We start from the raw sequence: 21,698 nt of genomic DNA on the forward strand, positions 1-21,698 counted from the left end.
AGGGACTTAACTTGCAGGCAGCGCGGGTTTTAACTGCCACCAGCGGCGTTTTACCACCACATTTTGTGACGTAAAACGCCGGCTCAAGTGATTAGCGGCGAGATCCAAAGCCAGACACATCACAAAGTAAACGCCAGCCACAAACATAAAGACTTCCATTGGGTATACCATGCTGCGGTTGTTTACCTGCGTCGCCAAAAATGTCAGCTCACTCACGCCAACAATATAGGCCAGAGAAGTATCTTTAATTAGTGAAATCCACTGATTAATAAACGACGGCACCATCATTCTCAGCGCCTGAGGTAACACGACATTACCTAAAACCTGCCAGCGATTGAGCCCCAGAGAAAGGCCAGCCTGCCACTGTCCACGCCCTACAGCATGGATACCCGCCGCTACCGCATGAGCCAAATACGAAGAAGCAATCAACGCCAGCGCACAGACAACGGTAGTAATTTCAGGAATATCGACACCAAATACGATTGGCAGCAAAAAATAAGTCCAGAATATCAACATGATGACTGGGATTGCGCGGAAAAAGCCCAGCACAGTAGCCAATACCGCACCTAGCCAACCACGCGACATCGCTAAGGCCACCCCAAGCAAAGTGCCTAATATCGCAGAAGCTAGACCAGCAATAAGGCTCATCAACAGCGTTAATGCAGCCCCCCCTAAAGGGCCATCGGGAAATTGTCCCCATAGCAAATAGCTGAGGTTGTCATGAATAATGGTGAAATCCATTTTAATAACGCTCCTGCATCCGACGACGTTGCTGATACCACATTCCCCAACCTTCCATCAGAGCAATAATCAGCACGTATAACAACGTAGCGACACCAAAGGCCTGAAACGTTTTTAGCGTTTCGGTTTCAACCTGTCTTGAAGCATATGAAAGCTCAGCCACACCAATGGCCATCGTAAGGGATGAGTTTTTGATAATGTTCATGTATTGCCCTAACAGGGGCGGTAGAGCAATTTTCACCGCCTGTGGCAGCACCACATATCGCATACTTTGCCAAAGGCTAAGCCCTAAAGCCTGAGACGCCTGTTTTTGTCCACTTGCCACACCGCGAATTCCAGCGCGGATCTCTTCAGAAATAAACGCTGCGGAATACAGCGTCAGGCCAACTAAACCGGCCAAAAACTCAAACGATGGCCACGCGATCGTCCATCCATCAAACATCCACTCATGAGGCGTATTCAGCCACTGCATCACAACGGAAGGTAGGAGTTGACCTGCACCGAAGTACCAGAAAAAAAGCTGGACAAGCAGAGGGGTATTACGAAAAACAGAACTGTAGGCGATGACAGGCAAACTAAGCCAGCGGGATGAGCTATCTCGCAGCGCCGCTAAAATCAGTCCTAAAATTGTAGACAGCACAATAGTACAGGCTGAAATAACCAACGTGATGAGAAAACCTGACCATAGCCAGTGTAGATATTGCGGCGCGAGAATAAAATCGTAGAAAGATTGCCCGTTCATAATACTCACCAACCAAAAATAGAAATGCGACCACGCCTAGACACAGCAGCGCAGCCGCACTTATTCTTTAATTATGATTTACTGGTTTCTACTGGGCCGATTTTAAAATCGCCACGCGGCTGAGCAGATTTAGTTTCTGGTCCAAACCAGCGATCGTAAATCTTCTCGGCTTGCCCCTCTTTTTCCAAATTTTCCAGTGCAGTATTCACTTTATCCGTCAGGCGATCTTCGCCCTTCGGCAAGCCAATACCTTGATATTCTTTGGTTATGCTAAATGGTGATATTTCAAAATCAGCTTTAGCCGCATCGGGAACATTTGCCAGCAGCCCAACTAACTTAGCGTCATCTTGAGTAATTGCTTGCACGTTACCGTTACGCAGGGCAGCAAAAGCCAACGGGGTATCGTCGTATGAAATCACTTTTGCCGTAGGATATTTATCGCGCAGTGTAATTTCCTGCACAGTGCCTTTATCTGCGCCAATGCGCAGCTTAGCGATATCATCAGGCTGTTTCAGCACACCTTTGCGAGCAATAAACTTCTGCCCAGTACGGAAATAAGGCACGCTGAAATTCACTTCTTTGGCACGTTCCGGCGTGATAGTAAAGTTTGCAGCAATCAAGTCGACTTTCTTGGACGCTAACAATGGAATTCGGTTGGCAGGATTAGTCGCGCGTAGTTCAACTTTCACCCCTAAGGCTTTCCCGATAGCATCGGCAACATCGACGTCATAGCCCACCAGCTTCTTGGTTTGCGGGTCAACATAGCCAAACGGTGGATTGCTATCAAACACCGCGACACGAACCACACCTGCTTTTTGAATATCATCGAGTTTATCAGCATGAGCAAAACCAGAAACAGCGGGGAGGCTGGCCAGCAGGGAAAGTACGAGAACGCGTTGTTTCATGAAGAAGCTCCTAAAATATTTTGCCCAGAAGTATGTTTTTGCAGCTTTATTTTTTAGCGACAGGGTTAAATTACGCCCAATCAACATAGAACTGGAAATACTATTAGAGGATATAGATAGATGAATTTGTTGTAAGAAGATGAGCGGTATCAAGAAAGAACGGAGGAGTCAGGATGGCGATTGTCGTTCTATTAATACCGGAATGATGAAATAAGGTCACCCGCGCAGCAGGCAGTAGAGGTGATGCCAAGTCGAGGCGTCGGAGGGCGGCGATTGAGCCCCCCGACACGGACTCGGTCATTAAATATGAAAAACACTGCTTAAAAGTGGACGTAACCTGCCACCACAATCGGCATAGACTGACAAACGAAACCATATACAGGGTTTATATGTACGATTGGTACACTACCCCTTACATCAACTCGGCTTATTTCCATCCTTCGCCAACAGCTGATCCAATTCATCACCACCTAGGTGACGGAAATCCTGCCCTTTAACGAAGTAAAAAATGAACTCACAGATATTCTGGCAACGGTCACCAATACGCTCAATCGAACGGGCGCAGAACAGTGCGGTCAGCACGCTTGGGATGGTGCGCGTATCTTCCATCATGTACGTCATCAACTGGCGCACAATGCCTTCATATTCCTGATCGACCTTTTTATCTTCACGATAGATACGAACGGCTTCGTCCAAATCCATGCGCGCAAAGGCATCCAGCACATCATGAAGCATTTGTACGGTGTGCCGCCCTAATGACTCAAGGCTTACCAACAACGGTTGATGCTGGTGGGAAAATTTCTCCAACGCGGTACGACAGATTTTATCCGCAACGTCACCGATTCGCTCCAGCTCAGAGATAGTTTTGATGATAGCCATCACCAAGCGCAAATCACTGGCTGTGGGCTGGCGCTTCGCGATGATCTTCACACAGGCTTCGTCGATCGCCACTTCCATCATGTTAACTTTTTTATCACCTTCAATAACGCGCTTAGCTAGCTCACCATCTTGGTTATGCATCGCCGTAATCGCGTCTGAAAGCTGCTGTTCAACCATCCCCCCCATCGTCATAACCTGAGTGCGGATGTGCTCGAGCTCGGCGTTAAACTGACCGGAGATATGTTTATTTAAGTTTAAATTATCCATGATAAGTCCCGTAATCAGCCGTAGCGGCCAGTAATATAATCTTCGGTCTGCTTTTGCGCCGGAGCGGTAAATAGGGTGTCAGTATCACTAAACTCCACCAGCTCGCCCAGATACATAAAAGCGGTATGATCCGAACAGCGTGCTGCCTGCTGCATGTTATGCGTCACGATCACCACGGTGTAGTCTTCTTTCAACTCAGTGATCAGTTCTTCAATTTTGCTGGTGGAGATTGGATCCAGCGCCGAGCAGGGTTCATCGAGCAGCAGAACTTCTGGCCGAATGGCAATACCACGCGCAATACAGAGACGCTGTTGCTGCCCACCGGACAGGCTATAGCCGCTCTGGTGCAGTTTATCTTTTGACTCATTCCACAATGCCGCTTTCGTCAGCGCCCACTGCACTCGCTCATCCATTTCAGCGCGAGACAGCTTTTCAAACAAACGCACACCAAAGGCAATGTTGTCGTAGATAGACATCGGGAACGGAGTGGGCTTCTGAAACACCATACCGACTTTGGCACGTAGCAGCGCAATATCCGAGTTATCGGTCAAAATATTTTGCCCATCCAGCAAGATTTCGCCTTCTGCGCGTTGCTCTGGATACAGCTGGAACATTTTGTTAAAGGTACGCAGCAAAGTTGACTTACCGCAGCCTGATGGACCGATAAACGCGGTTACCTTGTTCTTTTCGATATCCAGCGAGATATTTTTCAGCGCGTGGAATTTACCGTAGTAGAAGTTAAGATCGCGAACCTGAATTTTGCTGTTGGTCGTGTCTGTAACAATACTCATCTCTTATCTCTCTTTTTCACGGCGCCGCATTTCCCTTTGGAACAGCCACGCCTGCAATGATTAGTGCTGTTGCTTAGCGCTTCTTCTGAGCAAAAACGACGCGCGCCAAAATATTCAGTAAAAGAACACAGAGGGTTATCAGTAATACCCCGGCCCAAGCCAGCTGTTGCCATTCGGCAAACGGACTCATGGCAAACTTAAATATGGTGACCGGGAGGTTCGCAATTGGCTGTGACATATCGGTACTCCAGAACTGGTTGGAGAGCGATGTAAACAACAGCGGCGCCGTCTCACCGGCAATACGTGCAATCGCCAGCAGTACTCCCGTGATAATACCGGAGACTGATGCTTTCAGCGTAATCGCTGAAATCATCTTCCACTTAGGTGTCCCTAGCGCATAAGCCGCTTCACGCAGGCTATCCGGCACCAGTTTAAGCATGTTCTCAGTGGTACGGATCACTATGGGGATCTGCAATAGAGCTAACGCAATCACACCGGCCCAGCCGGAGAAATGCTGCATTTTGGCAACCACAATGGTGTAGACGAACAACCCAACCACGATAGAAGGTGCAGACAGCAAGATGTCGTTAATAAAACGAATAAAGTTAGCCAGCCAGCCTTTGCGTCCATACTCAGCCAGATAGATACCCGCCATAATCCCCAGCGGAGTACCAATCACCGTTGCCCATAGGATCAGCAAACCGGATCCCGCGATAGCATTAGCCAAACCACCGCCTTCGCTATTGGGTGGCGGCGTCATTTCGGTGAAGAGCGCAATGGACATACCATCTACGCCTTTGGTTATGGTTGAGAAGAGGATCCACACCAACCAGAATAAGCCAAACACCATGGTTGCCATCGATAAAAACAGCGCGATGCGGTTTTTCTGGCGACGCCATGCCTGCATTTTGCGGCGTGAATTAGCCAGAGACTGTGCGTCATGCATATCAATCGTCGCCATATTAACGTCCCTCATTCTTATCAAGACGTAAAATCATCAGTTTAGACAGCGCCAGCACGATGAACGTAATGACAAACAGAATCAGCCCCAACTCCATAAGCGCAGCGGTATGCAAGCCAGATTCAGCCTCAGCAAATTCGTTTGCCAGCGCCGAAGTAATACTGTTCCCAGGCATGAACAATGAAGCACTGTCTAACTGGTAGGTATTACCGATCACAAAAGTTACCGCCATGGTTTCACCCAGCGCACGACCGAGCCCTAGCATGATGCCGCCAATCACTCCATTTTTGGTGAACGGAAGCACTATGCGACTCATCACTTCCCATGTCGTACAGCCGATACCATAAGCAGACTCTTTCATCATCACCGGTGTCTGCTCAAACACATCACGCATGACCGCAGCGATATAAGGAATGATCATAATGGCGAGGATCACACCCGCAGCCAGAATACCGATACCAAACGCAGGGCCAGCAAACAGCTCACCGACAATGGGAATACCCGACAAAACATCGCCTACTGGCGTTTGGAAATATTCGGCAAACAGAGGTGCAAATACGAACAGCCCCCACATGCCATATACAATACTCGGAATGGCTGCCAACAGCTCAATCGCCACGCCTAAAGGACGGCGCAACCAATTAGGAGCCAACTCCGTCAGAAACAGGGCGATACCAAAACTCACAGGAACCGCAATCACTAGAGCAATAATCGAGGTGACGATAGTGCCGTAAATCGGAACCAGCGCGCCAAATTGTTCGGCCGGAGCGTCCCACTCTTTGGACCACAGGAAGGAAAAACCAAACTTCTGAATACTCGGCAGCGACGCGATAAACAGCGAAACAATGATGCCGCCCAGCAGCAATAGGGTAATCAGTGCAGCTAGTTTAACTAGAGCACCAAAGATAACGTCACCGTTCTTGCTCGGTGGTTTTATTTTTGATTCTTTCTTGGGCAACGAAGGCTTAGATAACGGATGATCAGCCATGCGATTCTCTTCTTAAACTAGAGTTCCGCTTCCAGAACATCAGCACTGGAAGCGGATGAAACATTAGTACAATGCTTTACCAGAACTGTCTTTTACATTGGTTTTCCAAGCAGCACGGATCTGCTCAACAACGGAGCTCGGCAGCGGAGCGTAGTCGAGAGCGCTGGCTTCTTTGCCACCGTTTTTGTATGCCCAATCAAAGAACTTCAGTACTGCTTCGCCCTGCTCTGGCTTCTGTTGCTCTTTGTGCACCAGAATGAACGTTGTTGAGCTGATCGGCCATGCATTAGCACCTTTCTGGTTGGTTAGGTCTTGAGCAAAGGATTTACTCCAGTCAGCACCTTTAGCCGCATTGCTAAAGCTCTCTTCAGTTGGCAGTACTGCGTCGCCATCAGCCGAGATCAACTTGGTGTAAGCCAGTTTGCTTTGCTTAACGTAGGCATATTCCACATAACCAATAGAACCAGGCAGACGCTGAATGAACGCGGCCACGCCGTCGTTACCCTTACCGCCTAACCCTGTTGGCCAGTTAACCGTAGAACCCGCGCCAACTTTAGATTTCCAATCTGGATTTACTTTTGCCAGATAGTTGGTGAATACGTAAGAAGTACCTGAACCATCTGCACGGCGAACGACGGCAATATTGGTATCAGGCAGTTTCAGCCCCGGATTTAATTTCGTGATAGCTGGGTCATTCCACTTTTTGATGTTACCCAGATAGATATCGCCCAGCGTCTTACCATCCAGAGTCAGTTCACCTGATTTCAAACCAGGAATATTCACTGCCAGAACTACACCACCGATCACGGTAGGGAATTGGAATAGGCCATCTGCGGCTAATTTGTCATCGGTCAGGGGCGCATCGGAAGCACCAAAATCAACGGTTTTAGCAATGATTTGCTTAACACCGCCGGAAGAACCAATACCTTGATAGTTAACTTTATTACCAGTTTCTTTCTGGTAGGTATCAGCCCACTTGGCATAAACAGGTGCAGGGAAGGTGGCACCGGCACCGGTCAAGCTGGTAGCGGCAAATGCAGACATCGTAGTCAGAGAGCAGGTTGCAGCAACAATGGCAGCAACAGTCTTATTGGTAACCATCTTTTTAGTTACAACCAAGGAACGCATCGGCTTCATATTCCCTCCACAGGGAGTGTTATTCATCAGCTACTGTGTGAACAATCAAGTTTAAGTATGGTGCAGGAGGGAAAATAAGGCAGTTTGATGACACTAAAATGTATGGAATATGACAGTTTTGTGACAGGTGAAATATTTGTATCTGAACGCGAAAGAAAAAGCCCCGCGTACGGGGCTTGTGGAATGGTTACTCTACGGTCACAGACTTCGCCAAATTTCGAGGCTGATCGACGTCAGTCCCTTTAATCAGCGCAACATGGTAGGAAAGCAACTGTAGCGGCACGGTATAGAAGATTGGCGCTATCACCTCTTCCACATGCGGTAATGAAATGATTCGCATACCTTCACTATCGGTGAAACCGGCATCTTTATCAGCAAAGACATACAGTAAGCCACCGCGAGCACGAACCTCTTCAATGTTGGATTTTAATTTTTCCAACAGCTCGTTGTTCGGTGCAATCACTACCACTGGCATATCAGCATCAATTAACGCTAACGGCCCATGCTTCAACTCACCCGCAGCATAAGCTTCCGCGTGAATGTAAGAGATCTCTTTTAGCTTCAGAGCCCCTTCCATAGCGATGGGATATTGATCGCCACGCCCCAAGAACAGCGCGTGTTGCTTGTCCATAAAATCTTCGGCGAGATCTTCAATGCCTTGATCCATCGACAGCATCTGCTCAATACGTGCAGGCAGTGCTTGCAGCGCATGAACGATATCCTGTTCAACCTTTTCAGGCATCGTGTGCAAACGACCAATACGCGCCACCAGCATCAACAGTACGGTTAGCTGAGTGGTGAAGGCTTTGGTAGAAGCAACACCAATTTCAGTACCCGCTTTGGTCATGAGTGCTAAATCTGACTCACGAACCAGAGATGAGCTCGCCACGTTGCAGATAGCCAAAGAGCCTAAATAACCAATTTCTTTCGATAAGCGCAACGCCGCCAGTGTATCCGCGGTTTCTCCCGATTGGGACAGCGTAATAATGAGGCTATTTTTACGTACCGCAGATTTGCGATAGCGGAATTCAGAAGCTATCTCAACGTCACAAGGCACACCGGCCAAAGATTCAAACCAGTAACGCGCGACCATTCCTGAATGGTATGAAGTACCACATGCGATAATCTGGATGTGCTCTACTTGGGCCAACAGCGTGTCTGCTTTTTCGCCCAGTTCACTCAGATCAACTTTGCCATGGCTAAAACGGCCTTCCAACGTATTTTTAATTGCTAGAGGCTGTTCATAAATCTCTTTTTGCATGTAGTGGCGATATGCGCCTTTATCACCCGCGTCATATTGTACGTTGGATTCAATTTCGGCTCTCTCGACAGCATTACCGTCTTTATCGAAAATTTTCACCGTACGGCGAGTCACTTCAGCAATATCACCCTCTTCGAGGAAGATAAAGCGGCGAGTCACTGGCAGCAAAGCCAACTGATCGGAAGCAATAAAGTTTTCGCCCATACCGCAGCCGATGACCAGAGGGCTACCGGAACGTGCAGTTACAAGAACATCGGGATGACGACCATCCATTACCACAGTGCCATATGCACCGCGCAGTTGAGGGATCACGCGCTGAACCACTTCTAACAACGAACCACCTGACTGCTGTTGTTCCCAGTGCGTCAGATGAGCAATAACTTCGGTGTCAGTTTCAGAGGTGAAGTGATAGCCACGCTCAATCAATAGGGTACGCAGTGATTCGTAGTTTTCGATAATACCGTTATGTACCACGGCAATATGCTCAGAAACATGCGGGTGAGCATTTTGTTCCGTTGGTTCACCATGAGTTGCCCAACGAGTATGCGCAATGCCGGTGCCGCCGGTCATTGGGCTATCAACGACGGCATCACTTAATGCCTGAACCTTTCCGACACGGCGGATACGTTGCATATGCCCTTGATTATCCACCACCGCCAAACCCGCTGAGTCGTAACCCCGGTATTCTAAACGGCGCAGACCTTCTAACAGGATTTCTGCAATATCACGCTGCGCAACTGCGCCAACAATTCCACACATAGTGTTTGATTCCTATAACAAGAACAGCATTTCGTTTGCTGTTCTGTCGATGTCCGTACGATCTGATTTTGTGCCCCGAGCCTGTAGAGATTGGAGCGATTCCCCTTTGGGGATATTATTTTTTACTGCTGGTTTTGTTCTGTGCCCTGAGTGTTCAAGGCACAGTGCAAAACAGATTACTGAGGTAATCATCAACCGTGTCTAACGGGGATAACCTATCTTATTTGGCGATTATTTCTTTACTGGACGCTTCCAGCCTTGGATATGTGTTTGCTTCACACGGCTTAAGACCAGCTCTTTTTCCGCTACGTCTTTAGTCACTGTGGTACCCGCAGCAATGGTGACACCGTTACCGATAGTGACAGGAGCCACCAACTGAGTATCAGATCCAACGAACACATCGTCACCAATGATAGTCTTAAACTTATTTGCGCCATCGTAATTACAGGTAATGGTGCCTGCACCGATATTCACGTTATCGCCGATTTCAGCATCGCCCAGATAGGAAAGGTGCCCTGCTTTTGAGCCTTTGCCCAAGCGTGCTTTTTTCATTTCTACGAAGTTACCAACATGCGCTTTTTCAGCCAAATCAGCGCCTGGGCGCAGACGAGCAAAGGGTCCAACGGTACATTCAGCGGCCAGCGTGGCATTTTCGATGACGGTGTAAGGACTGATTTCGCAGTCATCACCAATAACGCAGTCTTTCAATACGCAACCCGTCGCAATGCGCACGCGATCGCCAAGCTTAACGTTACCTTCGATAATCACGTTGGTATCAATGGAAATATCACGCCCATGGATAAGCTCACCGCGCAGATCAAAACGAGCAGGGTCAAGCAGCATAACCCCCGCTAATAGCAGCTTCTGAGCTTGTTCGGACTGATATTCGCGCTCAAGTGCTGACAGTTGTAGACGGTTATTAACCCCCTCAACTTCGCTTAAGCGATCGGGATGGACAGCCTCGATTTTGTTTCCTTCCTGATGCGCTAAGGCAATAATATCTGTGATGTAGTATTCACCCTGCGCATTATTGTTATCCAGTTTACCCAACCAACGTTTCAGATCGCGTCCGCTGGCCACCAAAATTCCGGTGTTGATTTCATTGATTTTGTGCTGCTCAGCCGTGGCATCTTTATGTTCTACAATGCCAACAACATTGTCATTCTCACGCACGATGCGGCCATAGCCAGTAGGATCAACGAGCTTAACGGTAAGAAGACCAATTCCACCTTGCGGTTTAGCGGCTAACAAACGTTGCAGTGTTTCCTCAGAAATCAGAGGCACATCGCCATACAGCATCAAAACATCTTCGTCGTCAGAGAAGTGTGGAGCGGCTTGCTGCATCGCATGACCGGTACCCAACTGTTCTGCCTGTAACACCCAATTTAGCGGCTGGTCTGACAGTTTATCTTTGAGCAGATCTCCACCGTGACCGTAAACCAGATGCACGTTCTGTGCACCCAACTTTAGGGCCGTATCGATAACATGCTGAACCATTGGCTTTCCAGCCAACGGATGAAGCACTTTAGGAAGATCGGAATACATTCGAGTCCCCTTGCCAGCAGCAAGGATGACGACGCTTAAAGAACTGTTAGACATAAGCAACCTGATTCATTCAAATTGATGGGCAAAGTAAACCTGTTTGATAACAGAATTACTACATATTTCTCAGCACAAAACTTTCGCAAGCCGCGCTGGCCGCGGAATAGACACATAATAAATAACAGCACGCAGAATGGGAAAATATGTCTGCGAACAGAGACAAATAATAGGTTAATTGCACAACGTTTAGGCGGGTTTTGCTCTGGGGAAAGTCTTATTTTCAGAATAAAAAAAAGCGGCCTTTCAGCCGCTTTTCTATTTGGAGTCTGCTTACATCGCTTTCTTGGTCAATTCGATAACGCGAAGTTTCGCGATCGCTTTGGACAATTCCGCTGATGCCTGAGCATAGTCAACATCGCCGTGCGAGTTATTGATGTGTTCTTCCGCTTTACGCTTAGATTCCATCGCTCGCGCCTCGTCGAGGTCTTGACCACGAATGGCGGTATCAGCCAACACAGTTACCGAGCTCGGTTGTACCTCAAGGATACCGCCGGACAGGTAGATGAACTCTTCTTCACCGTGCTGTTTAACAATACGCACCATGCCAGGCTTAATGGCAGTAAGCAGCGGGGCGTGACCAGGGAAAACCCCTAGCTCACCTTCACTACCTGTCACCTGGATTTTTTGCACCAGCCCAGAGAACATTTTTTGCTCTGCGCTGACAACGTCCAGATGGTAAGTCATAGCCATATCAACCTCCTCTCAAGGCGTTACAGTTTCTTGGCTTTTTCCACTGCTTCTTCAATGGTGCCAACCATGTAGAACGCCTGTTCTGGCAGATGATCGTAATCACCATCCAGAATGCCTTTGAAACCACGGATGGTATCTTTCAGCGAGACGAACTTGCCCGGAGAACCGGTAAAGACTTCAGCAACGAAGAATGGCTGAGACAGGAAACGTTGGATTTTACGCGCACGAGCAACGACCAGTTTGTCGTCTTCGGACAGTTCGTCCATACCCAAAATCGCGATAATATCTTTCAATTCCTGATAGCGCTGCAGAATAGACTGCACGCCACGAGCCACGTCGTAGTGTTCCTGACCCACAACCAGTGGATCCAGCTGACGGCTGGTGGAATCCAGCGGGTCAACGGCTGGGTAGATACCCAGAGAAGCGATCTGACGGCTCAGTACCACGGTTGCGTCCAAGTGAGCAAAGGTGGTTGCTGGTGATGGGTCAGTCAAGTCATCCGCAGGTACGTAAACGGCCTGAACAGAAGTGATTGAACCGGTTTTCGTAGAGGTGATACGTTCTTGCAGAACGCCCATCTCTTCCGCCAGCGTTGGCTGATAACCTACCGCTGAAGGCATACGACCCAGCAGTGCTGATACTTCAGTACCGGCCAAGGTATAACGGTAAATGTTATCGATGAACAGCAGTACGTCGCGACCTTCGTCACGGAACTTCTCAGCCATAGTCAGGCCGGTCAGCGCAACGCGCAGACGGTTTCCTGGTGGCTCGTTCATCTGGCCATAAACCAGTGATACTTTATCCAATACGTTGGAGTCGGTCATTTCGTGGTAGAAGTCGTTACCCTCACGAGTACGTTCACCCACACCGGCAAATACAGAGTAACCTGAGTGCTCGATTGCGATGTTACGAATCAGCTCCATCATGTTTACTGTTTTACCAACACCCGCACCACCGAACAGACCAACTTTACCGCCCTTAGCGAACGGGCAAATCAGGTCCATTACTTTGATACCGGTTTCCAGCAGTTCTTGCGAGTTAGACAGTTCTTCGTAGCTTGGAGCTTCACGGTGAATAGCCCAGCGATCTTCTTCGCCGATATCACCCTTCATATCAATTGGCTCACCCAGTACGTTCATAATACGACCCAAGGTCGCCTTACCTACTGGGACTTCAATCGGGTGCTCCAGGTCAACAACGTCCAGTCCGCGACGCAGACCGTCAGAAGTACCCATAGCGATACAGCGTACAACGCCGCCGCCTAGCTGCTGCTGAACTTCCAGTACCAATTTGGCACCGCCTTTCACCTCAAGTGCGTTATACACTTTAGGCACGGCATCTTGCGGGAACTCGACGTCCACCACAGCGCCGATAACCTGGATAATCTTTCCAGTAGCCATCTTGAATCCTCTACGTAATTCGTAAAACCTAGCTTAAACCGCGGAGGCTCCACCGACGATCTCGGTGAGCTCTTGGGTAATGCTGGCCTGACGAGCTTTGTTGTATACCAACTGCAGCTCTTTGATCAGGCTACCGCCGTTATCTGTTGCGGCTTTCATCGCAACCATTCGAGCGGCCTGCTCACTGGCCAGGTTTTCCACGACGCCCTGATAAACCTGAGATTCCACATAACGACGCAGCAAGGTATCCAGCAGCGCCTTAGGATCGGGTTCGTACAGGTAATCCCATGATTTCTTCTTCAACTCGCCATCATCAGACGGTGGCAGAGGCAACAACTGAAGGATTTGAGGTTCCTGAGACATGGTATTGATGAACTTGTTGCTCACCACATACAATTTGTCCAGACGCCCTTCATCATAAGCCTGCAGCATCACTTTTACCGGCCCAATCAATTCAGACAGGGAAGGGTGATCACCCATACCGGTTACCTGTGCAACGATATTACCGCCCACAGAACCAAAGAAAGATGCCGCTTTGGAACCAATCAGCGCGAGATCAACTTCAACGCCTTTTTCGCTCCAGCTTTTCATATCCGTCAGCAGTTTTTTGAACAAGTTAATGTTCAAGCCACCACACAGACCACGGTCGGTAGAAACCACCAGATACCCAACGCGCTTAATGTCGCGCTCTTCCAGGTACGGGTGTTTATATTCCAGATTCCCAAGAGCAAGGTGACCAATCACTTTGCGCATGGTTTCTGCATAAGGACGGCTGGCCGCCATGCGATCCTGCGTTTTACGCATTTTGGAGGCGGCGACCATTTCCATCGCTTTAGTGATCTTTTGCGTATTTTGGACGCTTGCGATCTTACTACGTATCTCTTTTGCGCCGGCCATCTCTGCTTCTCCTCAAGACCTTACGGCCTGACAGCGTTTACCATCAGGCCGTAACGGTATTACCAGGACTGGGTTGCCTTGAAGGTATCGAGGATGCCTTTCAGCTTGCCCTCGATCTCATCATTGTAAGCACCAGTTTGGTTGATTTGTTGCATCAGGTCAGCGTGCTCGCGTTCAACATAAGCCATCAGGGCAGCTTCAAAGCTACCAATCTTAGCCAGTTCAACGTCTTCCAGATAACCACGTTCAGCTGCAAACAGAACCAGAGACTGTTCTGCAACCGACATCGGTGCATACTGTTTCTGCTTCAGTAACTCGGTCACTTTCTGACCGTGATTCAGCTGTTTACGGGTTGCATCATCCAAATCGGAAGCGAACTGAGAGAACGCAGCCAGTTCACGATACTGTGCCAGAGCAGTACGAATACCACCGGACAGTTTTTTCATGATCTTGGTCTGAGCAGCACCACCAACACGAGATACAGAGATACCCGGGTTAACCGCAGGACGAATACCGGCGTTAAACAGGTTAGATTCCAGGAAGATCTGACCGTCGGTAATGGAAATTACGTTGGTCGGAACGAACGCGGAAACGTCACCCGCCTGAGTTTCAATGATCGGCAGAGCCGTCAATGAACCGGTAGCGCCTTTCACTTCACCCTTGGTGTAAGCTTCTACGTACTCGGCGTTAACACGCGCAGCACGTTCCAGCAGACGGGAGTGGAGATAGAAGACGTCGCCTGGGAATGCTTCACGTCCTGGTGGACGACGGAGCAGCAGGGAAATCTGACGGTAAGCAACCGCTTGTTTAGACAGGTCATCATAAATGATGAGAGCGTCTTCACCACGGTCACGGAAGTATTCACCCATCGCACAACCAGCATATGGAGCCAGATATTGCAGCGCCGCAGACTCAGAAGCAGATGCAACAACAACAATGGTGTTTGCCAGTGCGCCGTGCTCTTCCAGTTTACGAACTACGTTTGCGATAGTTGAAGCTTTCTGACCGATAGCGACATAAATACATTTGATGCCGGAATCACGCTGGTTAATGATGGCGTCAACAGCCAGAGCCGTTTTACCGGTCTGACGGTCACCGATCACCAGTTCACGCTGACCACGACCGATTGGAATCATGGCATCAACGGACTTATAACCAGTCTGTACAGGCTGATCAACGGATTGACGTTCGATAACGCCAGGTGCAATAGCTTCAACGGCAGAGAAGCCGTCGTTGTCTACGGGACCTTTACCATCGATAGGTTCACCCAAGGTGTTAACCACGCGACCCAACAGGCCACGACCAACCGGAACTTCCAGAATACGGCCAGTACACTTAACTTTCATGCCTTCGGCTAAGTCAGCGTATGGACCCATAACTACCGCACCTACGGAGTCGCGCTCCAAGTTCAGTGCGATAGCGTAGCGGTTGCCTGGCAGTGCGATCATCTCACCCTGCATAACATCCGCTAGCCCATGAACACGGATAATACCGTCGCTCACGGACACAATAGTACCTTCATTGTGAGCTTCGCTCACCACATTGAACTGAGCAATGCGCTGCTTGATCAGTTCGCTGATTTCGGTGGAATTCAGTTGCATGCTCCAGTCCCCTTAAGACTGCAAGACGTCTGCCAAGCGTTCCAGACGACTGCGAATACTGCCGTCGATCACTAGGTCGCCAGCGCGAATAACCACGCCAGCCATGACAGACTTATCAATTTTGCAATTCAGCTTCACTTTACGTGACAGACGTTTTTCCATCGCGGCACTGATTTTATTCAGTTGTTCTTCGCTTAAAGTTGATGCTGAAGTGACTTCCACGTCAACCGTGGCCTCCAAGGCATCGCGCAGCGTATTGAATTGCTGCAGTACTTCAGGAAGAACTAATAAACGTCCGTTCTCAGCCATCACTTTAATAAAGTTCTGGCCGGATTCGTCGAGCTGATCACCACACAATTCAATGAACAAGTTTGATAATGTTTCTGGCGCTAAAGCCCCAGAAAGCATTTCAGCCACGTTCTCGTTGCGGGTCACCTCAGCGCAGAACGCCAGCATTTGCTGCCAACGCTCAACGTTCTGGTGCTCAACGGCAAAGTCAAAAGCTGCTTTGGCGTAGGGGCGAGCTACCGTGATAAATTCAGACATCAGCCCCTCCCTCCTTACAGTTCAGCGACCAGTTTATCAACGATGTCGCTGTTAGCAGCTTCATCCACGGAACGTTCGATAATTTTCTCGGCACCAGCAATAGCCAACGTAGCGACTTGCTTACGCAGCTCTTCACGAGCGCGTTTACGTTCTGCGTCGATTTCAGCCTGCGCCTGCGCCACAATTTTATTACGTTCCTGCTCAGCTTCTACTTTAGCTTCGTCGATGATTTGAGCTTTGCGTTTGTTCGCTTGTTCAATGATCACCTGAGCGTCGGCTTTAGCTTTTTTCAGCTGGTCGGTCGCATTGGCTTGAGCTAAGTCCAAATCTTTCTTCGCACGTTCTGCACTAGAGAGACCGTCAGCAATTTCTTTTTGACGTTTCTCGATGGCATCCATAATTGGAGGCCATACATACTTCATGCAGAACCATACGAACAAAATGAACGCGATGGCCTGGCCGAGGATTGTTGCGTTAAGATTCACAGCACAATGCCTCTTAAATAGTTAATTGGTATGTGTTTCTTTACGGTAGAAGAGCCGAGGCTCTTTTACGCGACAGCAAACATGACGTACAGACCCAGACCAACAGCGATCATTGGGATAGCATCCACCAGACCCATAACGATAAAGAACTGTGTACGCAGCAGAGGAATCAGGTCAGGTTGGCGTGCAGCGCCTTCCAGGAATTTACCACCCAGGATGCCGATACCGATCGCAGCACCGATTGCCGCTAAACCCATCATCACAGCGGCAGCCATGTACAGCAGATCCATACTCAGGTTTTCCATGACAGTCTCCAGTTTGTTTCAGTTTAAACGCAGTAGTGTTATTAAAAATATCAGTGCTCTTCAGACGCCATCGAGAGATAGACGATCGTCAGAACCATGAAGATAAAGGCTTGCAGCGTAATAATCAGGATGTGGAAGATAGCCCATGGAACATTGAGCACCCACTGTGACCACCACGGCAACAGACCGGCAATCAGGATGAAAATCAGCTCGCCGGCATACATGTTACCGAACAGTCGCAAACCCAGTGAAACTGGCTTAGACAACAGGCTGACGCCTTCCAGAATAAGGTTGATAGGAATAAATACAGGATGATTAAACGGCTGCATGGTCAGTTCTTTTACGAAACCGCCCACACCTTTCATCTTGATGCTGTAGAACAGAATCAGAATGAATACGCCCAGAGCCATAGACAACGTGATGTTTACGTCAGCAGTAGGAACGACGCGCAACGCTGGTAAACCAAGAACATGCTCACCGATATAAGGCAAGAAGTCGATTGGCAGCAGATCCATCAGGTTCATCAGGAAAACCCAGACAAACACCGTTAGAGCCAGAGGGGCAATAACCTTGCTTTTACCATGATACATGTCGCGCACGCTGCTATCGACAAAGCCGACAACCAGCTCAACCGCACACTGTAATTTACCCGGAACACCGCTAGTCGCGTTTTTAGCCACTTTGCGGAAGATAACCAAGAAGAGTAGGCCGAGGACAACGGAGAAAAACATTGAGTCAATGTTAATCGACCAAAATCCCGTCCCAATCTGAAGCTGTGTCAGATGGTGACCGATATACTCTTGTGGCGTAGAGATTTCTCCTGCAGACATGATGCCTCTTACCCTTTAAGTAGTTAAGTACGGTAACTGTTTTAATTAAGGCCGTTTATAACAGGTCAGTTGCTACGACCTATCATTGCTGGTGCCACGATTTGAACAACCAACACAGCGATATAAGTCAGGCCAAGCGGGAATAACGCCGCCTTAAACCACCCCAGTGACACGATCATGAGTACAATCGTGCTGACGACCTTTAACGCCTCACCAATAGCAAAAGACCATGCTACTCGGCCTCCTGCTGGAGTATGAGCTTGATGACGCAAAGCAAACAGCATGAAAACGACGCTTGGCAACCACGCTGACAATCCGCCGAGAACGGCTGAATAACCCCAGCTTATCTCTTTAGTTGCAAAGCCGATGCCGAACAGAACAAAAGTCAGTAACTGCAGAGCCAGTAATTTTCGCGCTGCCTTGCCGTTAAAAAGCGTTACAGACATGACGTTTGCTCTCTCCGTACCCCTTTAGGGTATGCTGATTGAGTGACGTAATAAAACTGCCTTTACGAGGCCGAGTCAAGCTAGAAAAACGTGCAAATTATACGGTTCACACCAGCAAATTCAATGGATAAGTAGCGAAAAAGTGAATAATAAATTAAATATTTTCACCTTTTAACTACGATCACTAAGAATCATCAGAATATCATATCTCATTCCTTTGTCCGACAATTCCACCATTACAATCCACGGGTGATCACAGATCACAAAAATAAAAACAGAGAAGTCTTATATACCATGTGGTCTCTCACCCCGTTTTAGCTAAATGAGCGCTTTAAACTATTTAAAATCATAACGTTAAATTTTGAATATTTGAGCTTCATTTATCAAACCGGAACGAAACATATTATTGACAAATCAGACAACTTTAATTGTTTATTCCTACCTCTAATCCACGTTGAATTAGTCGATGAAATTAATTAAATCACGTTAATGGAGAACCTGAATACCAATAATTTAATCGTTTAAAACGCTTATATGTGAAATAAAAGTAAAAAACAAAAAGCTACCACGCTAATGATTTAGTGTATTAATGGTTAGTTTTCATCGGTAACTTTCTTAACTTTTTTTGACAAAAGACAAAATTAGTTTGTTTTGAGAATGACCAAATGTCTTTCACCATCAAGCGTAGGCACATGCAAACGCTCAACGGAAACTAGCTCAACGCCATTTGGAAGCTGGGATAGCTCGTCATCAGGACGAACACCTTTCAACGCGTAAAAGCGGCCAGACTCAGCCTTTGGCAAATGATGACACCAAGAAAGCATGTCTTGCAGTGAAGCAAATGCACGACTGATAACACCGTCAAACGGTGGTTCCGGTAAGAACGCTTCCACACGACTTTGCACTGGCTCAATGTTGGTTAGCTTCAATTCATGCTGTACTTGGCGCAGAAAACGCACGCGTTTACCCAAACTATCTAGGAGGGTGAAATGGGATTCTGGACGAACAATCGCTAACGGGATCCCCGGTAGACCAGGACCTGTTCCGACATCAATAAAGCGGTTGCCTTGCAAGAAAGGGTTAACCACGATGCTGTCGAGGATATGACGCACTAACATCTCTTTAGGATCACGCACAGAAGTCAGGTTATAAGCCTTATTCCATTTATCCAACAAGCCTACATAACCTAGAAGCTGTTGTTTTTGCTGATCGGTTAGCGAAATCCCAGCCTGAGCCAGCAGCGTATCGAGTTGTTTTTGCACAGAAGAATCCTCAGTCAGACATCGACATCAGCCAATAAAAAGGCCTAATACGGTATGATGCAGCGAAAAGATGACATAGTGAAGCTTAGCTATAAAAAAACCGCACCGTTTGGTGCGGTTTTATGCAGATTTATGCACTCCGGCGCAATAAGCCCTGCTTTTTTAGCCAAATAAGCAAAATGGAAATAGCCGCAGGAGTGATCCCTGAAATTCGCGATGCTTGGCCAATAGAACTTGGCTTATGATCGTTAAGTTTCGCGATAACTTCGTTAGAAAGACCTGAAACCAGAGAGTAATCCAAATCCGCGGGCAGCAAGGTATTTTCATTGCGCAGATGTTTTTCAATCTCTTCCTGCTGACGCGCAATGTAGCCTTCGTATTTGACCTGAATTTCAACTTGCTCGGCTGCTTTCTCATCATCTAGCGCGGGAGCAAAAGGAGCTAACTGGGTTAACTTGGTATAATCAATTTCAGGGCGGCGCAGAAGATCTTCGCCGTTGGCCTCACGTGATAATGGGGCTTTCAACAACGTGTTCAGCTCAGCAACTTGCTCAGAATTAGGGTGTACCCAGATTTCACGTAGCCGTTGACGCTCACGTTCGATATTTTCCAGCTTCTGATTAAAGTGCGTCCAGCGAACGTCATCAACCAGACCAAGCTCTCGGCCAATAGCCGTTAAGCGCAAATCGGCGTTATCTTCACGTAGCATCAAACGATACTCAGCACGTGAAGTGAACATGCGGTAGGGTTCCTTGGTACCTAAGGTACACAGATCGTCCACCAATACACCTAAATAGGCCTGATCACGACGTGGTGACCAACCTTCATCTTCATTGGCAAAGCGACCCGCATTAAGACCCGCTAACAGTCCTTGGGCAGCCGCTTCTTCATATCCGGTAGTGCCGTTAATCTGTCCAGCAAAGAACAAACCCTGAATAAATTTGCTTTCAAGTGTCGGTTTCAAATCACGCGGATCGAAGAAATCGTATTCAATGGCATATCCAGGACGAACAATGCGCGCATTTTCCATACCTTCCATCGAACGTACAATTTGCATCTGAACATCAAATGGCAGACTCGTCGAAATACCGTTTGGATAAATTTCGTTGCTGGTCAATCCCTCTGGCTCAAGGAAGATCTGATGCGCATTGCGATCGGCAAAACGCATCACTTTATCTTCGATAGAAGGGCAATAACGAGGTCCGATCCCTTCGATGATCCCGGCATACATTGGGCTACGATCCAAATTATTTCGGATCACTTCATGGGTACGCTCATTGGTATGAGTGATGTAGCACGGCATTTGTTCAGGGTGCTGGGATGCGTTTCCCATAAACGAGAATACCGGAGATGGATTATCACCGTATTGCGGTGCTAATACCGAGAAATCAATCGTTCTTGCATCAATACGGGGTGGCGTACCGGTTTTCAAGCGGTTGACTCGCAGTGGCAATTCACGCAAACGGCGAGAAAGTGCAATTGCGGGAGGATCACCGGCACGACCCCCGCTGTAATTTTCCAAACCAATATGGATTTTGCCGTCGAGGAAAGTCCCTACGGTCAAGACAACCGCTTTAGCACGGAACTTTAGTCCCATCTGGGTTACAGCGCCGACGACACGATCGTTTTCAACAATCAGATCTTCAACAGCTTGCTGGAAGATCATTAAATTGGGTTGGTTTTCCAATGCAGTACGAACGGCCTGACGGTATAGCACGCGGTCAGCCTGAGCACGGGTTGCTCTTACAGCGGGTCCCTTGCTGCTGTTTAGTATCCTAAACTGAATACCGCCGTGGTCAATTGCGGTTGCCATTAGGCCACCTAACGCATCAACCTCTTTAACCAGATGTCCCTTTCCGATACCACCGATCGCAGGGTTACAGGACATTTGTCCAAGCGTATCAATGTTATGCGTTAATAATAGAGTTTGACGCCCCATGCGGGCTGATGCCATTGCAGCTTCTGTACCTGCATGGCCACCACCGATGATGATGACGTCAAAAATATCTGGATAGAACATGGTACTGCACCTCGCGAAAACCGGAAGGCTATGAACGATCGTTTTTGCCTTGGGGTGGGGATTCTACTCAAGTTTAGAGGAAGGTCAAACGGGTAGGAGAATCACTAAGTATTAAAAAGATCTTTTTATTTAAGGATCTTTTTATTAGATCTTACTACTAGGATCATGATCCTCTGTGGATAA

General features: G+C 48.1%; 21 protein-coding genes. All 21 read right to left on the reverse strand.

The annotated features are described in order from the left end of the window. Positions 1–6 precede the first annotated feature (6 nt). Positions 7–741, reverse strand: a complete 735-nt coding sequence (locus M988_RS20710) for an amino acid ABC transporter permease (protein ID WP_039185082.1) — start codon at positions 739–741, stop codon at positions 7–9. A 1-nt stretch (position 742) separates the two neighbouring features. Continuing rightward, on the reverse strand, positions 743–1,483 hold the full coding sequence (locus M988_RS20715) for an amino acid ABC transporter permease (protein ID WP_008815713.1): 741 nt from the start codon (positions 1,481–1,483) through the stop codon (positions 743–745). 71 nt (positions 1,484–1,554) lie between these two features. Beyond that, on the reverse strand, positions 1,555–2,388 hold the full coding sequence (locus tag M988_RS20720; RefSeq protein ID WP_064575554.1) for an ABC transporter substrate-binding protein: 834 nt from the start codon (positions 2,386–2,388) through the stop codon (positions 1,555–1,557). Positions 2,389–2,805: 417 nt separating this feature from the next. After that, entirely contained in the window at positions 2,806–3,534 is a 729-nt protein-coding gene (phoU, locus tag M988_RS20725) for a phosphate signaling complex protein PhoU (protein ID WP_004093937.1), read from the reverse strand. A 14-nt stretch (positions 3,535–3,548) separates the two neighbouring features. Then, positions 3,549–4,325 (reverse strand): phosphate ABC transporter ATP-binding protein PstB, encoded by a 777-nt coding sequence (gene pstB, locus M988_RS20730; protein WP_004093921.1) that lies wholly within the window; start codon positions 4,323–4,325, stop codon positions 3,549–3,551. Positions 4,326–4,398: 73 nt separating this feature from the next. Beyond that, the gene (gene pstA / locus M988_RS20735) at positions 4,399–5,286 is read right to left on the reverse strand and encodes a phosphate ABC transporter permease PstA (RefSeq protein ID WP_008815711.1); all 888 of its coding nucleotides are present in this window, start codon (positions 5,284–5,286) and stop codon (positions 4,399–4,401) included. A gap of 1 nt (position 5,287) precedes the next feature. Next, a complete protein-coding gene (pstC, locus tag M988_RS20740; RefSeq protein ID WP_004093917.1) occupies positions 5,288–6,274 on the reverse strand; it encodes a phosphate ABC transporter permease PstC in 987 nt (328 codons plus the stop codon). Between the two features lie 63 nt (positions 6,275–6,337). Beyond that, positions 6,338–7,375, reverse strand: coding sequence for a phosphate ABC transporter substrate-binding protein PstS (pstS, locus tag M988_RS20745; RefSeq protein WP_008815710.1), 1,038 nt, complete (start codon positions 7,373–7,375; stop codon positions 6,338–6,340). A gap of 223 nt (positions 7,376–7,598) precedes the next feature. Beyond that, positions 7,599–9,431, reverse strand: a complete 1,833-nt coding sequence (gene glmS / locus M988_RS20750; protein WP_008815709.1) for a glutamine--fructose-6-phosphate transaminase (isomerizing) — start codon at positions 9,429–9,431, stop codon at positions 7,599–7,601. 231 nt (positions 9,432–9,662) lie between these two features. Beyond that, entirely contained in the window at positions 9,663–11,030 is a 1,368-nt protein-coding gene (glmU, locus tag M988_RS20755) for a bifunctional UDP-N-acetylglucosamine diphosphorylase/glucosamine-1-phosphate N-acetyltransferase GlmU (RefSeq protein WP_008815708.1), read from the reverse strand. Positions 11,031–11,303: 273 nt separating this feature from the next. After that, a complete protein-coding gene (locus M988_RS20760) occupies positions 11,304–11,723 on the reverse strand; it encodes a F0F1 ATP synthase subunit epsilon (protein WP_004093913.1) in 420 nt (139 codons plus the stop codon). 20 nt (positions 11,724–11,743) lie between these two features. Continuing rightward, positions 11,744–13,123 (reverse strand): F0F1 ATP synthase subunit beta, encoded by a 1,380-nt coding sequence (atpD, locus tag M988_RS20765; RefSeq protein WP_004093912.1) that lies wholly within the window; start codon positions 13,121–13,123, stop codon positions 11,744–11,746. 33 nt (positions 13,124–13,156) lie between these two features. Beyond that, on the reverse strand, positions 13,157–14,020 hold the full coding sequence (gene atpG, locus M988_RS20770; RefSeq protein WP_004093911.1) for a F0F1 ATP synthase subunit gamma: 864 nt from the start codon (positions 14,018–14,020) through the stop codon (positions 13,157–13,159). 59 nt (positions 14,021–14,079) lie between these two features. After that, positions 14,080–15,621 carry a F0F1 ATP synthase subunit alpha gene (gene atpA / locus M988_RS20775; RefSeq protein WP_004093908.1) on the reverse strand — a complete coding sequence of 514 codons (1,542 nt, stop codon included), beginning with the start codon at positions 15,619–15,621 and terminating at the stop codon, positions 14,080–14,082. Between the two features lie 12 nt (positions 15,622–15,633). Beyond that, positions 15,634–16,167, reverse strand: a complete 534-nt coding sequence (gene atpH, locus M988_RS20780) for a F0F1 ATP synthase subunit delta (RefSeq protein WP_064575555.1) — start codon at positions 16,165–16,167, stop codon at positions 15,634–15,636. 14 nt (positions 16,168–16,181) lie between these two features. Then, entirely contained in the window at positions 16,182–16,652 is a 471-nt protein-coding gene (gene atpF, locus M988_RS20785) for a F0F1 ATP synthase subunit B (RefSeq protein WP_004093905.1), read from the reverse strand. A gap of 65 nt (positions 16,653–16,717) precedes the next feature. Continuing rightward, a complete protein-coding gene (atpE, locus tag M988_RS20790; protein WP_004093904.1) occupies positions 16,718–16,957 on the reverse strand; it encodes a F0F1 ATP synthase subunit C in 240 nt (79 codons plus the stop codon). Between the two features lie 50 nt (positions 16,958–17,007). Continuing rightward, complete coding sequence (gene atpB / locus M988_RS20795; RefSeq protein ID WP_004093894.1) at positions 17,008–17,787, reverse strand: F0F1 ATP synthase subunit A; 780 nt, start codon at positions 17,785–17,787, stop codon at positions 17,008–17,010. A 65-nt stretch (positions 17,788–17,852) separates the two neighbouring features. Next, on the reverse strand, positions 17,853–18,233 hold the full coding sequence (gene atpI / locus M988_RS20800; protein WP_004093893.1) for a F0F1 ATP synthase subunit I: 381 nt from the start codon (positions 18,231–18,233) through the stop codon (positions 17,853–17,855). Between the two features lie 641 nt (positions 18,234–18,874). Continuing rightward, on the reverse strand, positions 18,875–19,495 hold the full coding sequence (rsmG, locus tag M988_RS20805) for a 16S rRNA (guanine(527)-N(7))-methyltransferase RsmG (protein WP_039185044.1): 621 nt from the start codon (positions 19,493–19,495) through the stop codon (positions 18,875–18,877). Positions 19,496–19,625: 130 nt separating this feature from the next. Next, positions 19,626–21,515, reverse strand: a complete 1,890-nt coding sequence (mnmG, locus tag M988_RS20810; protein ID WP_008815706.1) for a tRNA uridine-5-carboxymethylaminomethyl(34) synthesis enzyme MnmG — start codon at positions 21,513–21,515, stop codon at positions 19,626–19,628. Between the last annotated feature and the right edge of the window lie 183 nt (positions 21,516–21,698).

The sequence above is a fragment of the Hafnia paralvei ATCC 29927 genome (assembly GCF_001655005.1).
Taxonomy (GTDB): domain Bacteria; phylum Pseudomonadota; class Gammaproteobacteria; order Enterobacterales; family Enterobacteriaceae; genus Hafnia; species Hafnia paralvei.

What these genes read in the sequence shown, in the direction of transcription:
- M988_RS20760 (WP_004093913.1), bottom strand. Translation starts at nt 11,723, where the DNA reads ATGGCTATGACTTACCATCTGGACGTTGTCAGCGCAGAGCAAAAAATG.
- M988_RS20710 (WP_039185082.1), bottom strand. Translation starts at nt 741, where the DNA reads ATGGATTTCACCATTATTCATGACAACCTCAGCTATTTGCTATGGGGA.
- atpA (WP_004093908.1), bottom strand. Translation starts at nt 15,621, where the DNA reads ATGCAACTGAATTCCACCGAAATCAGCGAACTGATCAAGCAGCGCATT.
- pstS (WP_008815710.1), bottom strand. Translation starts at nt 7,375, where the DNA reads ATGGTTACCAATAAGACTGTTGCTGCCATTGTTGCTGCAACCTGCTCT.
- atpG (WP_004093911.1), bottom strand. Translation starts at nt 14,020, where the DNA reads ATGGCCGGCGCAAAAGAGATACGTAGTAAGATCGCAAGCGTCCAAAAT.
- M988_RS20720 (WP_064575554.1), bottom strand. Translation starts at nt 2,388, where the DNA reads ATGAAACAACGCGTTCTCGTACTTTCCCTGCTGGCCAGCCTCCCCGCT.
- pstA (WP_008815711.1), bottom strand. Translation starts at nt 5,286, where the DNA reads ATGGCGACGATTGATATGCATGACGCACAGTCTCTGGCTAATTCACGC.
- mnmG (WP_008815706.1), bottom strand. Translation starts at nt 21,515, where the DNA reads ATGTTCTATCCAGATATTTTTGACGTCATCATCATCGGTGGTGGCCAT.
- pstB (WP_004093921.1), bottom strand. Translation starts at nt 4,325, where the DNA reads ATGAGTATTGTTACAGACACGACCAACAGCAAAATTCAGGTTCGCGAT.
- glmS (WP_008815709.1), bottom strand. Translation starts at nt 9,431, where the DNA reads ATGTGTGGAATTGTTGGCGCAGTTGCGCAGCGTGATATTGCAGAAATC.
- atpB (WP_004093894.1), bottom strand. Translation starts at nt 17,787, where the DNA reads ATGTCTGCAGGAGAAATCTCTACGCCACAAGAGTATATCGGTCACCAT.
- atpD (WP_004093912.1), bottom strand. Translation starts at nt 13,123, where the DNA reads ATGGCTACTGGAAAGATTATCCAGGTTATCGGCGCTGTGGTGGACGTC.
- phoU (WP_004093937.1), bottom strand. Translation starts at nt 3,534, where the DNA reads ATGGATAATTTAAACTTAAATAAACATATCTCCGGTCAGTTTAACGCC.
- glmU (WP_008815708.1), bottom strand. Translation starts at nt 11,030, where the DNA reads ATGTCTAACAGTTCTTTAAGCGTCGTCATCCTTGCTGCTGGCAAGGGG.
- atpH (WP_064575555.1), bottom strand. Translation starts at nt 16,167, where the DNA reads ATGTCTGAATTTATCACGGTAGCTCGCCCCTACGCCAAAGCAGCTTTT.
- atpE (WP_004093904.1), bottom strand. Translation starts at nt 16,957, where the DNA reads ATGGAAAACCTGAGTATGGATCTGCTGTACATGGCTGCCGCTGTGATG.
- pstC (WP_004093917.1), bottom strand. Translation starts at nt 6,274, where the DNA reads ATGGCTGATCATCCGTTATCTAAGCCTTCGTTGCCCAAGAAAGAATCA.
- M988_RS20715 (WP_008815713.1), bottom strand. Translation starts at nt 1,483, where the DNA reads ATGAACGGGCAATCTTTCTACGATTTTATTCTCGCGCCGCAATATCTA.
- atpI (WP_004093893.1), bottom strand. Translation starts at nt 18,233, where the DNA reads ATGTCTGTAACGCTTTTTAACGGCAAGGCAGCGCGAAAATTACTGGCT.